Origin of the sequence: Capnocytophaga sp. FDAARGOS_737 (assembly GCF_009730375.1) — a bacterium.
In the GTDB taxonomy this organism is placed as follows: Bacteria; Bacteroidota; Bacteroidia; order Flavobacteriales; family Flavobacteriaceae; genus Capnocytophaga; species Capnocytophaga leadbetteri.
Map to the genome: position 1 here is coordinate 2,590,182 of NZ_CP046316.1, position 18,042 is coordinate 2,608,223.

Below are 18,042 nucleotides of genomic sequence, written 5' to 3' on the forward strand. Positions count from 1 at the left end.
AAAAAAAGCTGCTAAGCAAAGTGCTTAGCAGCTTTTTCACTATTATTACTGTAATTGCTATTGTTTTTTTAATCCTTTGGCTTGTGCCTTATCGGTGAGGGGGTACAAGCTAATGGCATAACCCCCACCTGCTACTGAGTGCAGGGTGAGCTTGCTCTTGTTGGTCACCAATACTTTTTGAATGGTATAGGCTTGTGGATTAGTTTGATAGTTGGCATCTTCGGCATCGGCATAGATAGTGGCTACATAAGTAGTTTTGGGCTCTAAGAAACTGAAATGAATCTTGGAGGTGAAATCCTTGCCGGCTGTATTGCCTACAAACCAATTGCGAGTGCCTTTGGCTTTGCGCGCCACAGTGATATAAGCCCCTGGTTCAGCTTCTAAATAGTGGCTTTCGCTCCAATCGAGGGCAACCTCTTTGATAAACTGAAAAGCATCAGGGAAACGGCGATAGTTCTCAGGAAGGTCAGATGCCATTTGCAGCGGACTGCTCATCGTTACGTACAATGCCAATTGGTTTGCCAAAGTGGCATTGCAGTGTGAATGGTTGTTGGGGTTGTTCTTGCTGATGTCCATTTCAAACACCCCAGGGGTATAGTCCATTGGTCCGCCTATGAGTCGGGTGAAGGGCAACACGCACACGTGGTTAGGCTTACTACCGCCAAAGGCTTGGTATTCACCTCCGCGTGCTGACTCGTTGCCTATGAGGTTAGGATAGGTACGACACAAACCCGTAGGGCGCACTGCCTCGTGAGCATTCACCATAATGCGGTAGTCAGCAGCTTTTTTAATAGCATAAAGGTAGTGATTGTTCACCCACTGACTGTAATGGTTTTCGCCTCGCGGAATGATATTCCCTACATAACCGCTTTTTACGGCAGGGTATTCGTATTTGTTCATTAGCTGATAGGCTTTATCCATAAAACGCTCGTAGTTGCGGATAGACGAGGAGGTTTCGTGGTGCATAATCATCTTAATTCCCTTGCTTTTGGCGTATTGGTGAATAGCTTCGATATCAAAATCGGGGTAAGGTGTTTGGAAGTCGAATACCAAATCTTTGGAATGTCCAAACCAATCTTCCCACCCTATGTTCCAACCTTCTACCAGTACGCCATCAAAACCATTTTCGGCAGCAAAGTCGATGTATTTCTTCACATTTTCGGTAGTAGCTCCGTGTTTGCCGTGGGGTTTGAGGGTGGTGTAATCAGTTTTACCTATATGTACACTGGGCACATCGTAAGTATACGACCATTCTTTCATACCGGTAATCATTTCCCACCATACCCCTATGTACTTCATTGGGTGAATCCAAGAGGTATCAGCCAAAGCGCAAGGTTCGTTGAGGTTGAGAGTGATATCCGAAGCCAAAATATCGCGGGCATCATCGCTAACAATTACTGTACGCCAAGGGGTTTGGGCAGGGGTTTGCATATAACCTTTGGCGCCGTTAGCATCAGGGGTAATCCACGATTGGAACACGAAAGTCTTGTCGTTGAGGTTGAGGTGCATCGCTCCGTAGTTTACCAAAGCAGCTTCGTGCAGGTTGATGTACAGACCATCGTCAGTTTTGAGCATCAAAGCAGTTTGTACGCCCGTATCCGAAAAGCCTGTTTGTGCTAAATTTGCCTGACGTCCTTTTTGGTTGATAGCGCGTATTTCGGAGAGGCGCGATTGCTGATAGTCGTACTCTTGGGTATCGTAATCGCCGGGTATCCACCACGCTTGGTGATTGCCCGTCATTGCAAACTCAGTGCGTTCTTCTTTAATTACAAAGTAAGGCATTTGCTTTTGTTCGGGGAACTCATAGCGGAAGCCCAATCCGTCGTCAAACAATCTAAAACGCAGGTTCATCTCTCGGTGGGTATCCTTCTGTTTAAGGCTCACCAATAGTTCGTTGTAGTGGTTGCGAATATTTTGGCTTTCGCCCCATACGGGTTGCCAAGTTTCATCAACGGTTGTATTTTGGGTATTCACCACTTCAAAGTTATGGTAGAGAGAGGTGTTTGCTCCCTCTTTTTTGGTGATTTCAGTGCCAAATTTCACTTCGTTAGAGCTAAATAGTTCAATACCTAATCTACTCGGTTTAACCACTTCTTTTCCCTTGTAAAAAAGCGAATAGGTAGGAGTACCTTCCGCGCTGAGCGAAAAAGAGAGTTTTAGCACTTTGTTAGGCGAAAATAACTCCTGCGCTACAGCAGTAGCACAGGAGAGGATGGTTATTGTTATGAAAGTAAGAAATCTCATTGATTTGTCAATTTGTTGATTAGTCAATTAGCTAATTTTCTCATTAATACTCTATCACCACCATATCCCAATAGCTGAGGGAGGGGAGGGTGAAGGTAATTTGGTTGTTGTTATAGGTAAATTCTACGGCACGAGGAGCACCGCCAAAGAGGTCGGGACTAGCAAACCACACTTTTTTGGGTTGTGCGGTTACAGCAACAGTAGTTTTAAGGTCAGTTACTGTGGTAGGTTTCTTTTGAGTACCATTGGTATCACGCCAGTCCATAGAGGTTACCCCGTTGAAATTGATAAGGTGCACTATATCCTTGCCGTTCACGGTTTTGGTGAGAGCCGCCACTTTATCCTTCGCTGCAGGCCAAGCCGCTATGGTTGCATTTTCGGCAGTTACTTGAGCTGAGGTATAGCTACCGCCATCGCGCAATAGGTTTTGGTAAGCTACCAAGAAATCGTAGTAGGTGATGAGCGCTTTTTTGAGGTCGGCTTTCATTTGAAGGTTTTTGTTAGGAAAATACTCATTGGCGAGGTAGTGTTCACCTATCTCTAAATGAGCCCCTCCGAAGGCAAAAATCACGGCATTGGTGAGCAATACGCCAGGTTCGTTTACAAAACCTGCATTCTTAGATTTTTCGTAATCCATATAGGCAGCCAACACGGTTTTGAGTTGGTTGTTGCTACGATTGTAGTTGTCGAGGATAATACGTGCCAACTGGTCGTAGGTTTTTTCGTCCCATACTTCGGTATAGAGAAAATCCACTTTATTGGTACCTGCAATTTCGGTTTGACCATATTGCCCTACCGCGTTCATCACAAGGCGCTTGTTAGGGTGTGCGCTTTTCATAGCATTGATAAACGAAGCGTACTGAGGCAAGAGGTCTACACTATTGCCATTGTAATCGTATACCGTGCCACGCCCTCCGAGTTGGTCGATATGATAGCCATCGAAACCAAAAACGGCATAGACATCGCTGTTGCGTCCTGCTAAGTAGTTTTGCCAATGCGCATTGCCAGGGTTGGTGAGGTAGATACTACTACGGGCAAAGTCTCCTAACACGTGCGCATCTTTCTCTTTGTGCTGGTTATCTTTATAGAGAAACCACTCTTTGGAAACCCCATCGGCTTCCGCATTTTTAAGTGCCCCGAAAGCCAAATTGTAAAACATCGCTTTCATACCCTTGCTATGAGCAGCACTGATATAGCCGCGTACAGTAGAAAGAAAAGTGGGGCGTTTGAAAAGGTCAGGCCACTCATTAGCAGGGTTTTGAGGAGTGCCAGCCAGCGGTTTGTGGTGGTCGTACATCCAGTCGTAGAACTGAATACCATTGATGTGACAGCGATTCATAAAGTCGATATTCTTCTCAATAGGCTCGTTTTTGCCGTAAGAAGACAAGAAGCCATAGCGAGGGAATTTTGTCCAATCAGAAGATACATCCACAGCGATACTGCCGTAAGTATTTTGTTTACCGCCAGCTTCTTGGCAGATTTCCACCAAATAACCTCGATAGTCATCAGCAGGGGTTACCCATTGCCAAGAGGTGCTGGTAAGAGGTTCTTCTTTAATAACTTCTCCTAAGTAAGAGTAGCGTACTTTGTAAGTACCAGAGGGCATACTCGCCAAGGAGAAGCGCACTGTGCTACCAGGGGTGTAGACCGCCTTATCGGTGCTGATATCTATTTTCAAATAAGTTTCGCCATAAGTAATAGGGTTATTGCTCGGTGTGTCGTTCTTCTCGCAAGAGAAGAGGCTGAGCGTAGTGGCGAAGAATAAAGTATATAAGATTTTCATTTTGAAAGAGGGTTGCATTTTACTGTTTTTTGATTATCACCGTTTGGGTGAGTTGATTAAGAGTGATTTTATAGGTGCCTGCCTCAGTGATTTTCCACTTGTTATCGGGGTTAGAGCCGTGGGCGCTGAAAATCATAGGTTCTTCAACACCGGCGGGTGCTTTATCAGCTTTAGAAGCTAAGAACCAGTCGCCACCCCAATCGCTTTTCTTGTCGCAAGAGAATTTGAGTTCGCCTGCTTTCAAGTCACCTTCCCAAGTAAAGACATTAGGATTACTGTTATCAACAGCCATAGTAATAGGATTGTTGATATCCCAACCAGCATCGGTAGCACTACCAATCATATACATTGCGGCATAAGGGGTGAAAGGCACAATATCAATCTTCATCGTACGGGTGTTGAGCGTAATCTTGTAAGTACCTGCTGCAATTTTCCATTTGTAATCGGGGTCGCCTGCCCATTTCTTTACAGGGAGGTCGCTACCTTCAGGAGTATTATTTTCTTTAGGACGGAAGAATACTGCCCCCCAATCGCCTTCTTTAGTTCCTATTTTGAACTCACCTCCATTGCCTAAATCGGCATTGTAGTGGAACACAAATGGGTCGGCGGGGTCTACAGTCATTTTCTTGAAGCTCCAACCAGTAGGTTCACCTACAAACCACAACTCGGTATATTCAGGCGCTTCGCCTTTGGTAATGCTTATAGTGAGGTTGATGAGGTTCACTTTCACGGTATAGACGCCACCTTCAGCAATTGTAAATTTCTCATCACTATTGTCGGCATCGGTTTTGCGGAAGTGCAGTTCGCTATTATTACTGCCTTTGCCATACGATGGTATAAACTGACCTTTGGTAGTGATGAACTTGATTTCGCCAGCAGACAATCGTCCTGACCACGCAAAGGCTTTAGGAGTACCCTCAACAGGTTTCATCTCTTCGGCTTGATCGGCACTCCAACCGTGAGGGGCAGCACTACCGATGATATACAACGTATTGCTGATAGGAGTATGCGTTTTGAAAACAACAGTCTTCACATTAGTCTGTTGTTTCATTCCCTCGCCAGAAGCTACTTGGGCAATGATGCGTACTTCCATAGTAACTTCGGTGTCTGCCGCAACTTTGAAAGTGTTGAGCAAGAGGTTGTTTAGTTCCTCGTTTTTATACACTCTCTCATAGGCTTCACGACCTAGATTCTCGCTGATACCTCCCGCAAAGTTGTTGCCTTGCACATCCATTTGGAAAGTATAGGTGATAGCGGCATTGGTGCCGTAATTAGAAGCCGCCGTCCAAGTGAGCTTGATAGCTTCTTGTTCGGGGTTAGCAGCGTCTAAGGCTACGTTTTCTTTTGGAGCTTTCAATTCAAAAGGTTTGCCCTCTTTGAAGAGCTCCATATAGTCCTCTTTTTTACAGCCCGTAAGGAGCAGTAAGAGGAAAGCGATGTATAAATGGTATGGTTTCATATTAATTTATCGATTTGTCAATTTGTCAATTTGCCGATTTACTAATTATTATATTACCAGCCTGGGTTTTGGGTAAGGTTGGGGTTGGCATCGATGTCTTTTTGAGGGACGGGCAAGAGCAGGTGTTTCTCGCGGGCGTTGGTTTTGCCTATAGAGTGCAAGAAATTGAGTGCATACTGACCGTTGTCCCAGCGAATCATATCAAACCAGCGATGCCCTTCAAAAGCGAGTTCTATACGGCGTTCGTGGCGTATTTTCTCGCGCATTTGTGCTTGGGTGAGGTTCTCTATATCAGCGCGATTGGTAAGCCCAGCGCGGGTGCGGACTTTGTACAAAGGCACTTCGGCTTCGGTGGTGCGACCCAATTCGTTGAGGGCTTCCGCTTTCATTAGGAGTACATCGGCAAAGCGGAGCGCTACAAAGTTGGCAGAGTTAGTGTTGAAGTCAGGTGACTGACTTAGTGGCACTAAAAACTTGCGCACGTTGTAACCTGTATTAGACATTGAAGCGCGGTATGCATTCCCTTCAAAATTAGGGCAACCCTCGTAGAGAATAGTCTTATCCTTACGGAGGTCGCCAGCCTCGTATTGGTCTACAAACTCTTGTGTAGGCTGATTCCAACCATAAGCACCACCTACCCAACCACTGTTGCGAGGCCCCATAAAAGTACTGAGCCAAGAGGCTTGGTTTTCTTCGCCCCAGAAATCATCTTTGGTGAGTCCGTAGTACTGAATTTCAAAGATAGACTCAGCAGTGTTTTTGTTGCGTTCGGCAGCGCCAAAACAATCGGAATAATCAGGATTGAGGGTATAGCCGAGGTTTTCGACAGCGTTGCACATTTCAAGAGCTTCGCTATATCTGCCCAAGGTGAGGTATACTTTGGCGAGCATACCCGCAGCAGCACCTTTGGTTGCGCGACCTTTATCGGCATTGCTATATTGCTCGCGTGTAGGCAATAGATTGAAAGCCTCTCTAAGGTCGGGGATAATCACCTCGTTGTATATCTTCATTTTGCTTTGGCGGAAAGGCGTTTTGTTAGTCAAACTCTCTTTAGGGTCGAGCTGAAGAGGCACATCGCCAAAGAGTTGCACCAAAAGGAAATAGTAGTGCGCGCGGAGGAATTTGGCTTCACCGATACAGCGGTTTTTGATATTCTCAGGGATATTAGCTGAAGGCAATGCTTTTAGAGCCGTATTGCAATAGAGAATACCAGGGTTACAACCACGCCATATTTCGAGCGCCAAAGGGTTATCGGCAGTCGCATTGAAGTTAGAAAGGGTGATGGTTTCGAGTCCATCGGTACCTCCTCCAGCGCCTACGATGCTGTTACCTGCTACGATGTCGAGCGTCCAGAGGCGCATATTGTAGAGGTTAGAGCGTTGCAAAGGTTTATAAGCCGAATTGGTAAGAGCAATTGCTGATGCCGCATCGCTTATGTTTTCAGCACTTGAATCTTCGTAAGGGGTCTTGTCCAAAAACTTAGAACAAGCCGTGAAGAGCGGAAATGCTAATAGGGTGATGTATAATATCTTTTTCATAGTATTAATTCCTCTCCCCCGTTCCCCCTCTCCCAAGTAGAGGGTGCAAGCCACAAAGGCTGCATAGGGGTAATATTGTTTTATGGTTTATAATTATGTTATATTTTATTACCTGATATCTGATACCTAAAACTGCACATTTAATCCGAAACTAACTGTGCGGGTTACAGGGTAAGTACCGCCATCAACTCCACCAGTGCCTACTTCGGGATCCATACCGCTGTATTTGGTGAAAGTATAGAGATTTTGGCAAGACAGATATATGCGCAACATATCGGTATGGAATTTTTGAGTAACCTCTTTAGGAAGCGTATACCCCAAAGTTACGTTTTTGATGCGCAAATACGAACCGTCTTCTACAAATCGGGTAGAGTGACGCGTATTTTGATTAGGGTCGCCATAGATAGCACGCGGAATGCTATTGCTAGTGCCCTCGCCAGTCCAACGGTCTTTTACTTTGGCAATTTGGTTTTGTGGTACCGACATTCCCTCTTGCCATATACGATTAGCATTGTAGATATCGTTACCTGCTACGCCTTGTAAAAATATCTGTAAATCGATGTTTTTGTAATTGAAGTTGTTGTTCATAGAGAATGTCCATTCAGGGAACGGATTACCAATATAAGTACGGTCATCGGCATTGATGACCCCATCGTTGTTAAGGTCGCGGAACTTCACATCGCCAGGGGCGGTACCATTTTCCACTTGGGTAGCATAGTTATCTACCTCAGCTTGGTTTTGGAACAAGCCGTTCATCACATAGCCATAGAAAGAGTTCACAGGGTGACCCTCAGAGAGAATTTGCAATTTGGTGAGGAACGCTTCAAAACCAGTGAATAGAGGCACTCCATCGTTCATCTTCACGATTTTGTTGCGGTTGAACGATACGTTTACATCAGTATTCCATTGGAAGTCCTTTTTATTCACATTCACTGATGATACCGTGAGCTCTACCCCTTTGTTTTGTACTTTACCAGCATTGATACTCGGCACATTGATATCTGAATAACCAGAGCTTACTGATACCGCCATAGGTACTAACATATCGCTGGTGTTTTTGATATAGGCATCTAAAGTGAGGTTCAAGCGGTTTTTGAGTAGCGCAAGGTCAATACCCCCGTTGAATTGTTCTACAGTTTCCCATTTTACATTAGGGTTAGGCATTACGTGAGGATAAAGAGTAGAAACCAAATTGTTGTTGAATACATATTGCCCTGTGCGCAATTTGGTGAAATAAGCATAGTTATCAATACCACCTTGGTTACCAGTCATACCGTAACCCACGCGCAATTTCACATCGTTTACATAGTCGTTTTTAGGGAAGAAAGACTCATTCGATGCACGCCACGCCAAAGAGAAAGAAGGGAAAGTACCCCAGCGGTTCTCTTTGGAGAAACGCGAAGAACCATCGCGGCGCACCGTAGCAGTGAGTAAGTACTTATCAGCATAAGTATAGTTGAGTCGCCCGATGAAGGAGAGGATAGCCCAATCGTTCATTGTACCGCCTACCGTAGGGTTTTCTAAACCTTTGCTGAGTTGGTTTTGCTGGTCGCTCAAGAAGTTGCTCACACTCGCATTGATTTTGCTATACACGTTGTTTTGCGCACTGGTGCCCACCATCACATTGAGGAAGTGTTTTTGGGCAAAAGTATTGGTATAAGTGAGTGTGTTATCCCAAAGGAGGGTAGTACTCTTATTAGCATCTTGATAGAGGTTAGAAAGCGGATTAGGTATTGGTTTCCAGTTGTATTTAGGAGAGAAACTGCGGTTGTCCCAATATTTAAAATCGAGTCCTCCAGTGGTTTTGAATACCAAATGTTTTACAGGAGTAATCTCGGCAAAGATATTGCCCAAAATGTTATAGCCTTTGGTAGTGTTTTGTCCGTTGATAAGAGCAGTACCGACCACATTGCGGATATCGCTGTACTGATGGGCAGGCGAATCAGGACCTGAATAACTGCCGTCTTCATTGTAAATAGGTTGTGTAGGCAAAGAAGCCATCGCCATACGGATGTTGTAGTCGCCAGATTTCTTCTCGTCGTGGCTAAGGGTAAGGTTGTTACCAAACTTTATCCACGGTTTTACACGTGACTCACCATTGAACTGCACTGTATAACGGCGGTAAGAGGTGTTGAGAATAATCCCATCTTGGTCGAACACGCCCCCTGATACGTAGTAATTGCTCTTGTCGTTACCACCTGAGTATGAAAGCGAATAGTTGCGCATAAAAGCAGGACGGAAAAGCGCTTTGAGCCAATTGGTGCCTTCGCCCCAATCGTTGGGGTTAGCAAAGTCGGGGCGTTGTGTAAGTGGACTGACCCCAGGGGTACGGTTATAGTTGGCAATCATTTCGTTGTGAAAAGATGCAAACTCGCGGGCGTTGAGCATCACGGGCAAGTTGGCAGCCTGCTGAAGAGCTACATTGGAGCTGAACGACAGCTTGCCGTCTCCGCTTTTTCCTTTTTTGGTAGTGATAAGCACCACCCCATTAGCCCCACGAGAGCCATAGATAGCTGTAGCTGAGGCGTCTTTTAGCACATCGATATTCTCAATATCATCTACGTTGAGGGCGTTGATACCGAGGTCGGTAGGTACGCCATCAATCACCAATAGCGGTTCACTGTTGTTAATTGTGCTAATACCGCGAATGCGAAATGACACATTGTCGCCCGGTTTTCCTGCTGAGGTTACTTGCACCCCCGCTGCACGCCCTTGGAGCGCTTCGCCTGCATTGGCGATAGGTTTCTCTTTGAGGGCTTTGTTAGACACTGAAGTTACCGCCCCCGTAAGGTCTTTTTTGCGGACGGTACCATAGCCTACTACCACCACTTCGTCTAACTGCTCTTGTTCTTCTTTGAGCACGATAGTAAGTTGGTTTTGGGTGCCTACTGCCACGTTTTGGGTGTGATAGCCAATAAACGAAACCGAGAGGGTTGCTTTAGCTGGTATTTCTAAGGTAAAATTACCATCGAAATCGGTGGTAGTACCCTTGGTAGTGCCTTTCACCACTACTGATGCCCCCAGCACAGGCTGGTGTTTTTCATCGATTACCTTTCCGCTAATCTTTTTATTTTGAGCAGAAAGGGCGGTAGAAAGCAAGCTAAAAAGTAGTAGCAAGGCGAGCTTGCTAATACTGTTTAATAAAGTTCTTTGTTTTCCTTTCATTTTAGTTAAGTGTTTTTTCAATTGTCAATTGATATCTAATTCTGGCGCAAAGATAAAACGTTAAAGATATATTAAAACATCAGATAGTGAAAATATAGATACCTAAAAATGTAGTAGTTTGATAAACAATAAAATAAAAGAAAAACAAGAACGAAAAATATAAAAAGAAAATTAATAGATACGGGCTAAACGGGCAGAAGAATGGGAGGGTTAAGAGGGCTGGGAAGGCTGGGAGTAGTATATTTTTCTGGTTTTTGGGTGGGAGGTAGATATTTGCATTTTCGATGTTCGTTTAGTGTTTGTCTATTGTTTGTGTATTGTTTGTATATCTGAAGTAAAGGATAGGTGTAGGAGAAAATTTTTCTGATTTTTGAATTTGCTATTTATCTTTTGTTTTGTATTTTTGCCGCCGAAAATTAAAAAATAAAAAACTATGAAAAAGAACATTTATTACTTTGTTATGGGCGTTTTTGCCCTATTGGGTACAGTATCTTGCTCTAAATCAGAGAGCGAAGAAAGCACAAAATATCAAAACCTACCCAAGGAGGTCAAAAGCATCGTTCCTGATAACATTCTAAGAAAATTAGAAGCAAATGGTATGGTCATACATACTGGCACTACCCCTCCTAATATCGAAGGTACTTTCAATATAACTCCGTTCGAGTTAGCTTTTACCGATGTTGAAGATTATCAGTATGTTGTAGGCTATCAGATAACAGGTTATACCTATCATTTCTACGACCAACAAGGTGTAAAAATAAAAACGGACTACCAAAACCTCAATTTATTAAGTGATGATAAAGCGATAGGCAAAGGCACTATCATTTCGGGCAGTGAGAATAAATTTACTGCTTATATGGCTTTTGAAGGTGAAAATAAGTCTATAGGTGCCAGCTATAAAGAGGTAGCTGTCATTTCAGGGGAAATCACTGCACAGGGTATTAAGAACTTCAGATATGCCTTTTGTTTATTAGAAAAGAATGACCCTCTTAATAAACTGATGCCAGTAGGGGGTACCCGCATTTGGTTCGACAGCGATAATATGTCTGAAAGAGAATAAAGCAACCTACTAGTTGCTAGTTAATGTATAAAAAAACGTGGGATATCCCACGTTTTTTTAATTACCATTGTTTTTGAAATACCAAAATAGTATTTGTGTTGCCAAAGAAAAGAGTTTGTTTATCATCACTAAAGCTAAACGGAATAGGTACTTTTTGTCCGTTAGAAACGTTGTAATACGTATTACCTTCTCTTGCCCAAGCAAAGGTTTTTCTTTCTTCATCACCACATTTTACACCGTCATCTGATAGCCTGTAGTATATGGTAAAACCAATTGTACTTGCTACAATATCACCTCTAAAGCAAGCAGGAATACCCGCCTTAAATTCTTTTATAGTCTTACCGCTCTTCAATTGTACTTTGGTAAGTCTCCAATAACCTACAAAGGGGTCTAAGTGACTATAATCTACGCCCCGCTTATGAAGAATCAATGTTTCATCATTACCCTTATCATTTAGGAAACGCAATATGAGCTCTTTGTTTTTCATTTCATAATTGACAGTAGCTGTTTGTCCTTTGTAGCCTTTAGGAGAATCAGCCGTTATAGTCAAATGAAAAGCACTGTTAGAAGCGGTGTAATCGTAATACTTAAAGTCTTCTTTACAAGTAGAATTATCTTCATATACCCGTTTGTGCTTCAGCTGGTTGTCAGAGATTTCAAATACAGTTCGTTTTGAACATTGATTGGGAGTATACCAATTGTATTCGTTTATACTTTGTTTTAGGTTGTACATAGTATGGATATACCAATCACCTTTAAGCGAAGTACTACTACCATTGTCATCATCTTTTCCGCAAGAGAAAAGACATAAAGCTGTGGCAACAAGTGCCGATAAGATACGTTTTTTCATATTTGTTTTTATTTTAAAAGTGAATATTGGGACAAAGATAATAAAAAATACGCTTATATCTTATATAACATTTTTTTATAATCAAAAAATATACTTATTTTTGCCTTGAAAAATTGTAAATTTATATAGAGAGTTATGAGTAGTATTTTTGTCATTGGTATTTTTCTGTGTTGCTTTCTCTCAGTATTGCTCTTTAGCAAAGCTGCTAAAAGGTTGCCCGACAATATACTGGGGGTCTGGTTGTTATGTATTGCAACCTACTTGCTCAACTACTACCTGCACTATTTGGGGTATTGGGAAAAATACCCGCATTTAGTAGGGGCTACTCATCCATTCCCTTTGCTGTTTGCGCCTTTTGTCTATCTGTATGTCGTTACTAACCTACGCCAGCCACAGCGACTCTATTGGCGAGACGGCCTTCACTTTCTCCCCTTTGCTGTTACCTATGTGCTGATGTTCCCCTTTTTATTTGGTTATTCTGCTGCCGAAAAGGCAATGATAGATCAAGCCGATTACCACAGCCCCTACCAATGGCTATTTACTATTTCATTTATAGCTTTTGTAATCGTATGCGTAGCCTATTCAGTAGCAACCTATCATAAAATCAACCAATACGAACAAATTATAGGCGAGCAGTTTGCCTATAATGAGGGTATTAGCCTACAATGGCTACGACTCTTACTCATCGGGTTCGGAATCATCTTCTCAGTGATGATAGTGGGATATGTACTCCAGTTTCTGTTAGAAATAGAGTTAGCAGTCAATATAGAACTCATTTTCTTAGGTCTTTTTGTATTGCTTATAGCACTTATTGGTTTCTGGGGCATACGCTATCAAGGTATTTTTACTGCTGAAAAACCCAAAGTATTGTACTCTTCAGAAAAGCCATCGGAGGCAGAAGAAACTGAAGAGCCACTTAAAATGCCAGAGTACCGCAAATCAGGACTCAAGCCAGAAGAGGCGAAAAACCTACATAAGCAGTTACTTACACTAATGGCTACTGAAAAACCTTACCTCGAGCCCAAACTCTCTTTAGCCCAATTAGCCGATAGTTTAGGTGTTCTACCCAACCATTTGTCGCAAATTATCAACCAGTATGAGGGTAAGAATTTCTATGATTTTGTCAATAACTATCGTGTAGACGAATTTATAGCTTTAGCCAAAAAAGATACTGATAAAAACTTCAACCTATTAGGGCTTGCTTTCGAAGCAGGCTTCAACTCCAAATCATCATTCAACCAAGTTTTCAAGAAGATAAAAGGACAGACCCCAAGCCAATTCGTAAATGAGGGATAAGGTATATATTTAATAAAAAAGACGTCCAAACCCTCACGCTTAGGCGATACACCCCTTTTTGCGCCGTACTTTTGCCCCAGAATTTTAAAAGTATTACGCAATGAAAACGTTTTTTCATATCCTCTTGCTTTTAGTGCTACCTCTTACCGCACAAGCACAAGATATTAACCAAACCCTCAGAGGTACTGTTTACGACCAAAGCACACACGAACCCCTAATAGGGGCTACCGTAGTGGTGCAAAACTCCGACCCTGTTATAGGGACAACTACTGATGAAAACGGTCATTTCACCCTCCTCAATCTCCGTTTAGGAAGAGTCACTTTAGAAGTTTCTTATATAGGCTACGATAGCCAGACAATTCCCGAAATACTCATTACCTCAGCCAAAGAAGTCGTGCTAAACATAGCCCTCAGAGAAGCCTTTACCGAGCTCGAGGGAGTCGAGTTAGTAGCAGGCATACGCAAAGAGAAAGCACTCAACACAATGGCTACCGTTAGTGCGCGTACCTTTTCGGTAGAAGAAACACAGCGTTACGCCGGCGGACTTAGCGACCCTGCCCGCTTGGCATCAGCCTTTGCAGGAGTCTCTACAGGCAACTTGCAAGACAATTCCATTATCGTGCGTGGCAATGCACCACAAGGCGTACAATGGCGATTAGAAGGGGTAGAAATCCCCTCACCTCAGCACTTCTCTGGCGGCAATGTCATTGGCGGCGGACTGGTAACGCTCTTTAGCAATCAGGTGATTAGCAATTCCGATTTCCTTACAGGCGCTTTCCCTGCTGAATATGGCAATGCCCTTGCTGCTGTTTTCGATGTAAAAATGCGCACTGGCAACACTTCTCGCTACGAGCACACCGCTCAAGTAGGCGTCTTAGGACTCGATTTTGCTTCCGAAGGACCTCTTTCACGCACCAAAGGGGCTTCTTATCTCTTCAATTATCGCTATTCTACTTTGGGCTTGCTTAATGATTTGAAGCTCAACAACACAGGGCAACGCATCAAGTACCAAGACATTTCTTTTAAGCTGAATTTTCCTACCGAGAAAGCAGGTACTTTCTCTCTTTGGGGTATTGGCGGCACTGACCATACCCATAAAGAAGCTATTAAAACCCCCAGCGATTGGAAAACCGACATCGACCGCATGACTAACAGCTGGGATACCTACGTAGGTACGATAGGCTTACGCCACCAAATCACTGCGGGCGAGAAGAGTTTTGTAGAGTCGCACGCTGCCTTTTCAAGCACTGACGACCGCATTACTACCGATTACCTTTCAGATGACGCTTCAGTGTTCACCCCTGATAGTCGCCTGAAAAAGCAAAACGGAACCCTTACACTGGCTACCTCGCTTACCCATAAACTTTCTTCCTCAGCTACTTTCAAAGCAGGGATTACCCACAAACAGCTTTTCTATAACTACGACCTCAGCGCAGCACAAGACTATGTGCCAAGCACCTATGCGCGTATTGTCAATTCAGCAGGGAATACCAATTTTACCGAAGCCTACTCACAAATTAAATACCAGCTATCACCTTCACTTTTGGCTAATGTGGGCTTGCGCGCTCACCACTTTGGTCTGAGAAAAGAGATAACGTTAGAAAGCAGAGCAGGACTGGCTTGGAAGATAAGTGATAAACACAGTTTGAGTTTCGGCTATGGCAAACACTCTCAACCCGAAGACCTCAATGTATATATGATAGAAGTAGGAGGCGTGGCTGTAAATAAAGATTTGAAAATCAGCGAGGCACATCATTTTGTATTGGGCTACGATTGGCAGCTTACCGATAAATTGCGCTTCAAGATAGAGGGGTATTTTCAGTATCTGTGGAATATTGCTGGCGAAGAAGGTACCAGCTACTCGCTTATCAACCTACGCCGTGCGTTGTACCTGAACAAAAAGCTCGTGAATAATACCGAGGGGCGCAATTATGGCATCGACCTTACTTTAGAGCGCTTTTTAGGCAATAACTATTACTATCTGATTACCGGCTCAGTATTCACCTCAAAATACAAAGCAGGCGACAATGTATGGCGCAATACTCGTTATAACAAAGGTTTTGTGCTAAATGCCCTCTTTGGCAAGGAATTCTATTTTGCTAATAACCGCAAGGTGTTAGATGTAAATGCACGAGTAACTGTTACAGGGGGCGAGCGTTATAGCCCTATTTTAGAGAGTCAGTCGTTAGCAGCCAAACGAGTGATATTCGATGAAAGTCGCGCTTTTAGCAAGCAATTGCGCCCCCTTACCTACGCCGACCTAACGGTAAATTACCGCATCAATCACCGTAAGAGCTCGAGTGTATTCTCTTTTCAAATGAAGAATGTGCTGGGTGCCCCTATCTACATCGACCATAATTACAATTACCAAACCGGTCAAATAGAGCTTAGCAAAGCCACTTTGGTCATTCCAAATATCAGTTACAAAATCGAATTTTAAGGCAGCCGTATAGGCAAAGTTAATTATGAAGAAATATCAACACCCCGTATTGTTTTTTACCCTTTCCCTTGTCATTCCTTGGGTATTATGGTTTGTAGTGGCTTATTGGAGTCACCAGCCAAAAGCACCTAATGCTTTTTGGACAGGCTTTTTTGAGTTAGCAGGTCTATTAGCTCCGGTGGGGGTAGCAGCCTACTTATTTGCCCGCGATAAAGCCCTTTTATCCGACCTAAAAGCGCGTTTTATAGGCAGGAACCTACTTAGCAACCGTTATTTCTGGATTACCCTCTTATTTCCGCCTATTTCGATTATTATGGCACAACTCATTTCCCTCGATTTAGGACACACTCTCGACCAGTTTTACATTTCAGGAGAGCCTAGTTTCAGTTCAGCCCCTTTCAATGCTTGGTTTGTACTTTGTTTAGCGCCAGTAGTCGAAGAGTTAGCTTGGCACACCTATGGTACTGATGCCTTGCGCAGTAAGTGGAGTTTATTCACCTCATCGGTTATTTTTACTCTCTATTGGGGCTTGTGGCATTTACCTCTTTTCTTTGTAAAGGACTATTATCAAAGCAACATACACGCCGAAGGACTGCTCTATACTATAAACTTTTTTGTAAGTCTGTTTGCTTTTGTATTTATCATCAACTGGTTGTATTACAAATCAGGGCGCAATGTACTAATAGCTATATTATTTCATTTAGTAGCCAATGTTTCCAACGAAATCTTTGCCACCCACCCCGATAGCAAGGTAATACAAACAGGTTTATTCACCCTACTAATGGGCTATATACTCATAAAAGAAAGAAAACTGTTTTTTAGTACCAGCCACACTCAGATAAAAGCCTAATATGTAACCCATAATTTGCTTATTAACAAATTAATAGCTACTTTTGTGGTGTAAAAACACTTTATCTGTCATATGAACGCAAAACCAAATCCTGAAAAGCCAGCTATAGTAGTATTTTTTGTTATATTTGCTATAATGCTAATTGCCTCTCTAATGTTTATTTTTGAAGGGGGGTGGGGGGCTATTTATATTTTTATTCTTGCATCGGCAGTTAGTATTGTTATAGCATTTCTGTTCTTTAGTTACTTTAGTGTGTATTACAAATGGTCACGCTGGGGGTTGGCTGCAGTTATACTATTTGCAGCTATTCCGTTGTTAAATTTATTTCATAATGATATTATAGATTATTATTCAAATAAGATAACTCCGAAGAAATACAAGAACTATAAGAACTTATTTAATAGTGCCCCTTATCATAAACAAGGCAAGACTATTAGCTTTCTTTCTAAACGCGAAGGTCCTGGGTATGGTAGTACGACTACTGTTGTTTTCTTGAATGATAAAAATGAACTTATCTTGATAGAAGGAGCTGAAAGACTCTATAAATATGATACTTATGGCAACCTCATTGCCGAATACTACATTAGGCAAGGATATTACGCAAATGCTGTGATGAAGAGTTGTTACTTTGACTCGCGTAATAACAAATACCTTACTTGGGCTATTGATGGTGATACAGTACCAAAACCTATGAGCTTTTTAAAAGAATCGGCAGAGTGGAATGACAGTGAAAGTGAAGCTTTTTTTGAAGAAATGAAACAAACAACTGATGCTTTTTTTATTGATAATGAAGGCTATATATACCGGAAAGAACCCGAAAATAAGCAGTTAAATGATTTGAAGGTTATTTTCAGCAAAGACAATGAGTGGTACTATTTCTTTCTTCCGTTTAACAGAAAATATGAAGAACGCGATGAATATGATTTTCTGCGAGGTCTTATTTCTAAAAATAAAGTAAAAAGCTTTATGAATTTTGAAGAATGGGAGGCTACCAAACGTGATAGTAAGCAACTTAAAGGCATACAACTGCAATATATAGCTAATAATAACAAAGATTTTTACTACGATTTGATAATAGATAAGGTTACTTTTAATATAAGTGATTATAGAGAAACGGAAACTAACCTACATTTGCCTACTACTTATTTCAGTACTCCTACAGAAACTATGGAGGTTTTTGCTCACCTGAAACTCTATAGTAATAAAAATTTGCACTATAAACTGTTTAATGATAGAGATAGAACTTACCTCATTAAGGATGAATAGACAGAATCTTTGCTTTTTTGGTTTTAAAGAAAATAAAAAGTCCCGAGCTTTTAAGTAAAGTTCGGGACTTTTTTTATTTGCATTACTACTT

11 protein-coding genes are annotated in these 18,042 nt (G+C 42.4%); 5 read left to right on the forward strand and 6 right to left on the reverse strand.

Annotation, left to right across the window (positions count from 1 at the left end):
* Positions 1–57 precede the first annotated feature (57 nt).
* The 5 genes from FOC45_RS11625 to FOC45_RS11645 form a co-directional block, all read right to left on the reverse strand.
* Positions 58–2,244, reverse strand: a complete 2,187-nt coding sequence (locus FOC45_RS11625) for a glycoside hydrolase family 97 protein (protein ID WP_009389932.1) — start codon at positions 2,242–2,244, stop codon at positions 58–60.
* A 43-nt stretch (positions 2,245–2,287) separates the two neighbouring features.
* Complete coding sequence (locus FOC45_RS11630; RefSeq protein WP_034539645.1) at positions 2,288–4,027, reverse strand: glycoside hydrolase family 66 protein; 1,740 nt, start codon at positions 4,025–4,027, stop codon at positions 2,288–2,290.
* Between the two features lie 19 nt (positions 4,028–4,046).
* Positions 4,047–5,486 carry a SusF/SusE family outer membrane protein gene (locus FOC45_RS11635; RefSeq protein ID WP_009389928.1) on the reverse strand — a complete coding sequence of 480 codons (1,440 nt, stop codon included), beginning with the start codon at positions 5,484–5,486 and terminating at the stop codon, positions 4,047–4,049.
* 53 nt (positions 5,487–5,539) lie between these two features.
* Positions 5,540–7,024 carry a RagB/SusD family nutrient uptake outer membrane protein gene (locus tag FOC45_RS11640; protein ID WP_009389926.1) on the reverse strand — a complete coding sequence of 495 codons (1,485 nt, stop codon included), beginning with the start codon at positions 7,022–7,024 and terminating at the stop codon, positions 5,540–5,542.
* A gap of 126 nt (positions 7,025–7,150) precedes the next feature.
* Positions 7,151–10,189 carry a TonB-dependent receptor gene (locus FOC45_RS11645; RefSeq protein WP_009389925.1) on the reverse strand — a complete coding sequence of 1,013 codons (3,039 nt, stop codon included), beginning with the start codon at positions 10,187–10,189 and terminating at the stop codon, positions 7,151–7,153.
* Between the two features lie 433 nt (positions 10,190–10,622).
* Here FOC45_RS11645 and FOC45_RS11650 point away from each other — a divergent pair, with 433 nt between their 5' ends.
* Positions 10,623–11,249 (forward strand): hypothetical protein, encoded by a 627-nt coding sequence (locus FOC45_RS11650; protein WP_009389923.1) that lies wholly within the window; start codon positions 10,623–10,625, stop codon positions 11,247–11,249.
* A 61-nt stretch (positions 11,250–11,310) separates the two neighbouring features.
* On the opposite strand, the gene FOC45_RS11655 is transcribed toward FOC45_RS11650, so the two are convergent.
* Positions 11,311–12,099 (reverse strand): lipocalin family protein, encoded by a 789-nt coding sequence (locus FOC45_RS11655; protein ID WP_009389922.1) that lies wholly within the window; start codon positions 12,097–12,099, stop codon positions 11,311–11,313.
* 135 nt (positions 12,100–12,234) lie between these two features.
* Here FOC45_RS11655 and FOC45_RS11660 point away from each other — a divergent pair, with 135 nt between their 5' ends.
* The 4 genes from FOC45_RS11660 (at position 12,235) to FOC45_RS11675 (ending at position 17,951) form a co-directional block, all read left to right on the forward strand.
* Positions 12,235–13,395 carry an AraC family transcriptional regulator gene (locus FOC45_RS11660; RefSeq protein WP_009389921.1) on the forward strand — a complete coding sequence of 387 codons (1,161 nt, stop codon included), beginning with the start codon at positions 12,235–12,237 and terminating at the stop codon, positions 13,393–13,395.
* 100 nt (positions 13,396–13,495) lie between these two features.
* On the forward strand, positions 13,496–15,835 hold the full coding sequence (locus FOC45_RS11665; RefSeq protein WP_009389920.1) for a TonB-dependent receptor: 2,340 nt from the start codon (positions 13,496–13,498) through the stop codon (positions 15,833–15,835).
* 25 nt (positions 15,836–15,860) lie between these two features.
* A complete protein-coding gene (locus tag FOC45_RS11670; RefSeq protein WP_009389919.1) occupies positions 15,861–16,685 on the forward strand; it encodes a CPBP family intramembrane glutamic endopeptidase in 825 nt (274 codons plus the stop codon).
* Positions 16,686–16,757: 72 nt separating this feature from the next.
* Positions 16,758–17,951, forward strand: a complete 1,194-nt coding sequence (locus FOC45_RS11675; RefSeq protein ID WP_009389918.1) for an NADH-quinone oxidoreductase subunit J — start codon at positions 16,758–16,760, stop codon at positions 17,949–17,951.
* Positions 17,952–18,042 lie beyond the last annotated feature (91 nt).

What these genes read in the sequence shown, in the direction of transcription:
- FOC45_RS11625 (WP_009389932.1), bottom strand. Translation starts at nt 2,244, where the DNA reads ATGAGATTTCTTACTTTCATAACAATAACCATCCTCTCCTGTGCTACT.
- FOC45_RS11630 (WP_034539645.1), bottom strand. Translation starts at nt 4,027, where the DNA reads ATGAAAATCTTATATACTTTATTCTTCGCCACTACGCTCAGCCTCTTC.
- FOC45_RS11635 (WP_009389928.1), bottom strand. Translation starts at nt 5,486, where the DNA reads ATGAAACCATACCATTTATACATCGCTTTCCTCTTACTGCTCCTTACG.
- FOC45_RS11640 (WP_009389926.1), bottom strand. Translation starts at nt 7,024, where the DNA reads ATGAAAAAGATATTATACATCACCCTATTAGCATTTCCGCTCTTCACG.
- FOC45_RS11645 (WP_009389925.1), bottom strand. Translation starts at nt 10,189, where the DNA reads ATGAAAGGAAAACAAAGAACTTTATTAAACAGTATTAGCAAGCTCGCC.
- FOC45_RS11650 (WP_009389923.1), top strand. Translation starts at nt 10,623, where the DNA reads ATGAAAAAGAACATTTATTACTTTGTTATGGGCGTTTTTGCCCTATTG.
- FOC45_RS11655 (WP_009389922.1), bottom strand. Translation starts at nt 12,099, where the DNA reads ATGAAAAAACGTATCTTATCGGCACTTGTTGCCACAGCTTTATGTCTT.
- FOC45_RS11660 (WP_009389921.1), top strand. Translation starts at nt 12,235, where the DNA reads ATGAGTAGTATTTTTGTCATTGGTATTTTTCTGTGTTGCTTTCTCTCA.
- FOC45_RS11665 (WP_009389920.1), top strand. Translation starts at nt 13,496, where the DNA reads ATGAAAACGTTTTTTCATATCCTCTTGCTTTTAGTGCTACCTCTTACC.
- FOC45_RS11670 (WP_009389919.1), top strand. Translation starts at nt 15,861, where the DNA reads ATGAAGAAATATCAACACCCCGTATTGTTTTTTACCCTTTCCCTTGTC.
- FOC45_RS11675 (WP_009389918.1), top strand. Translation starts at nt 16,758, where the DNA reads ATGAACGCAAAACCAAATCCTGAAAAGCCAGCTATAGTAGTATTTTTT.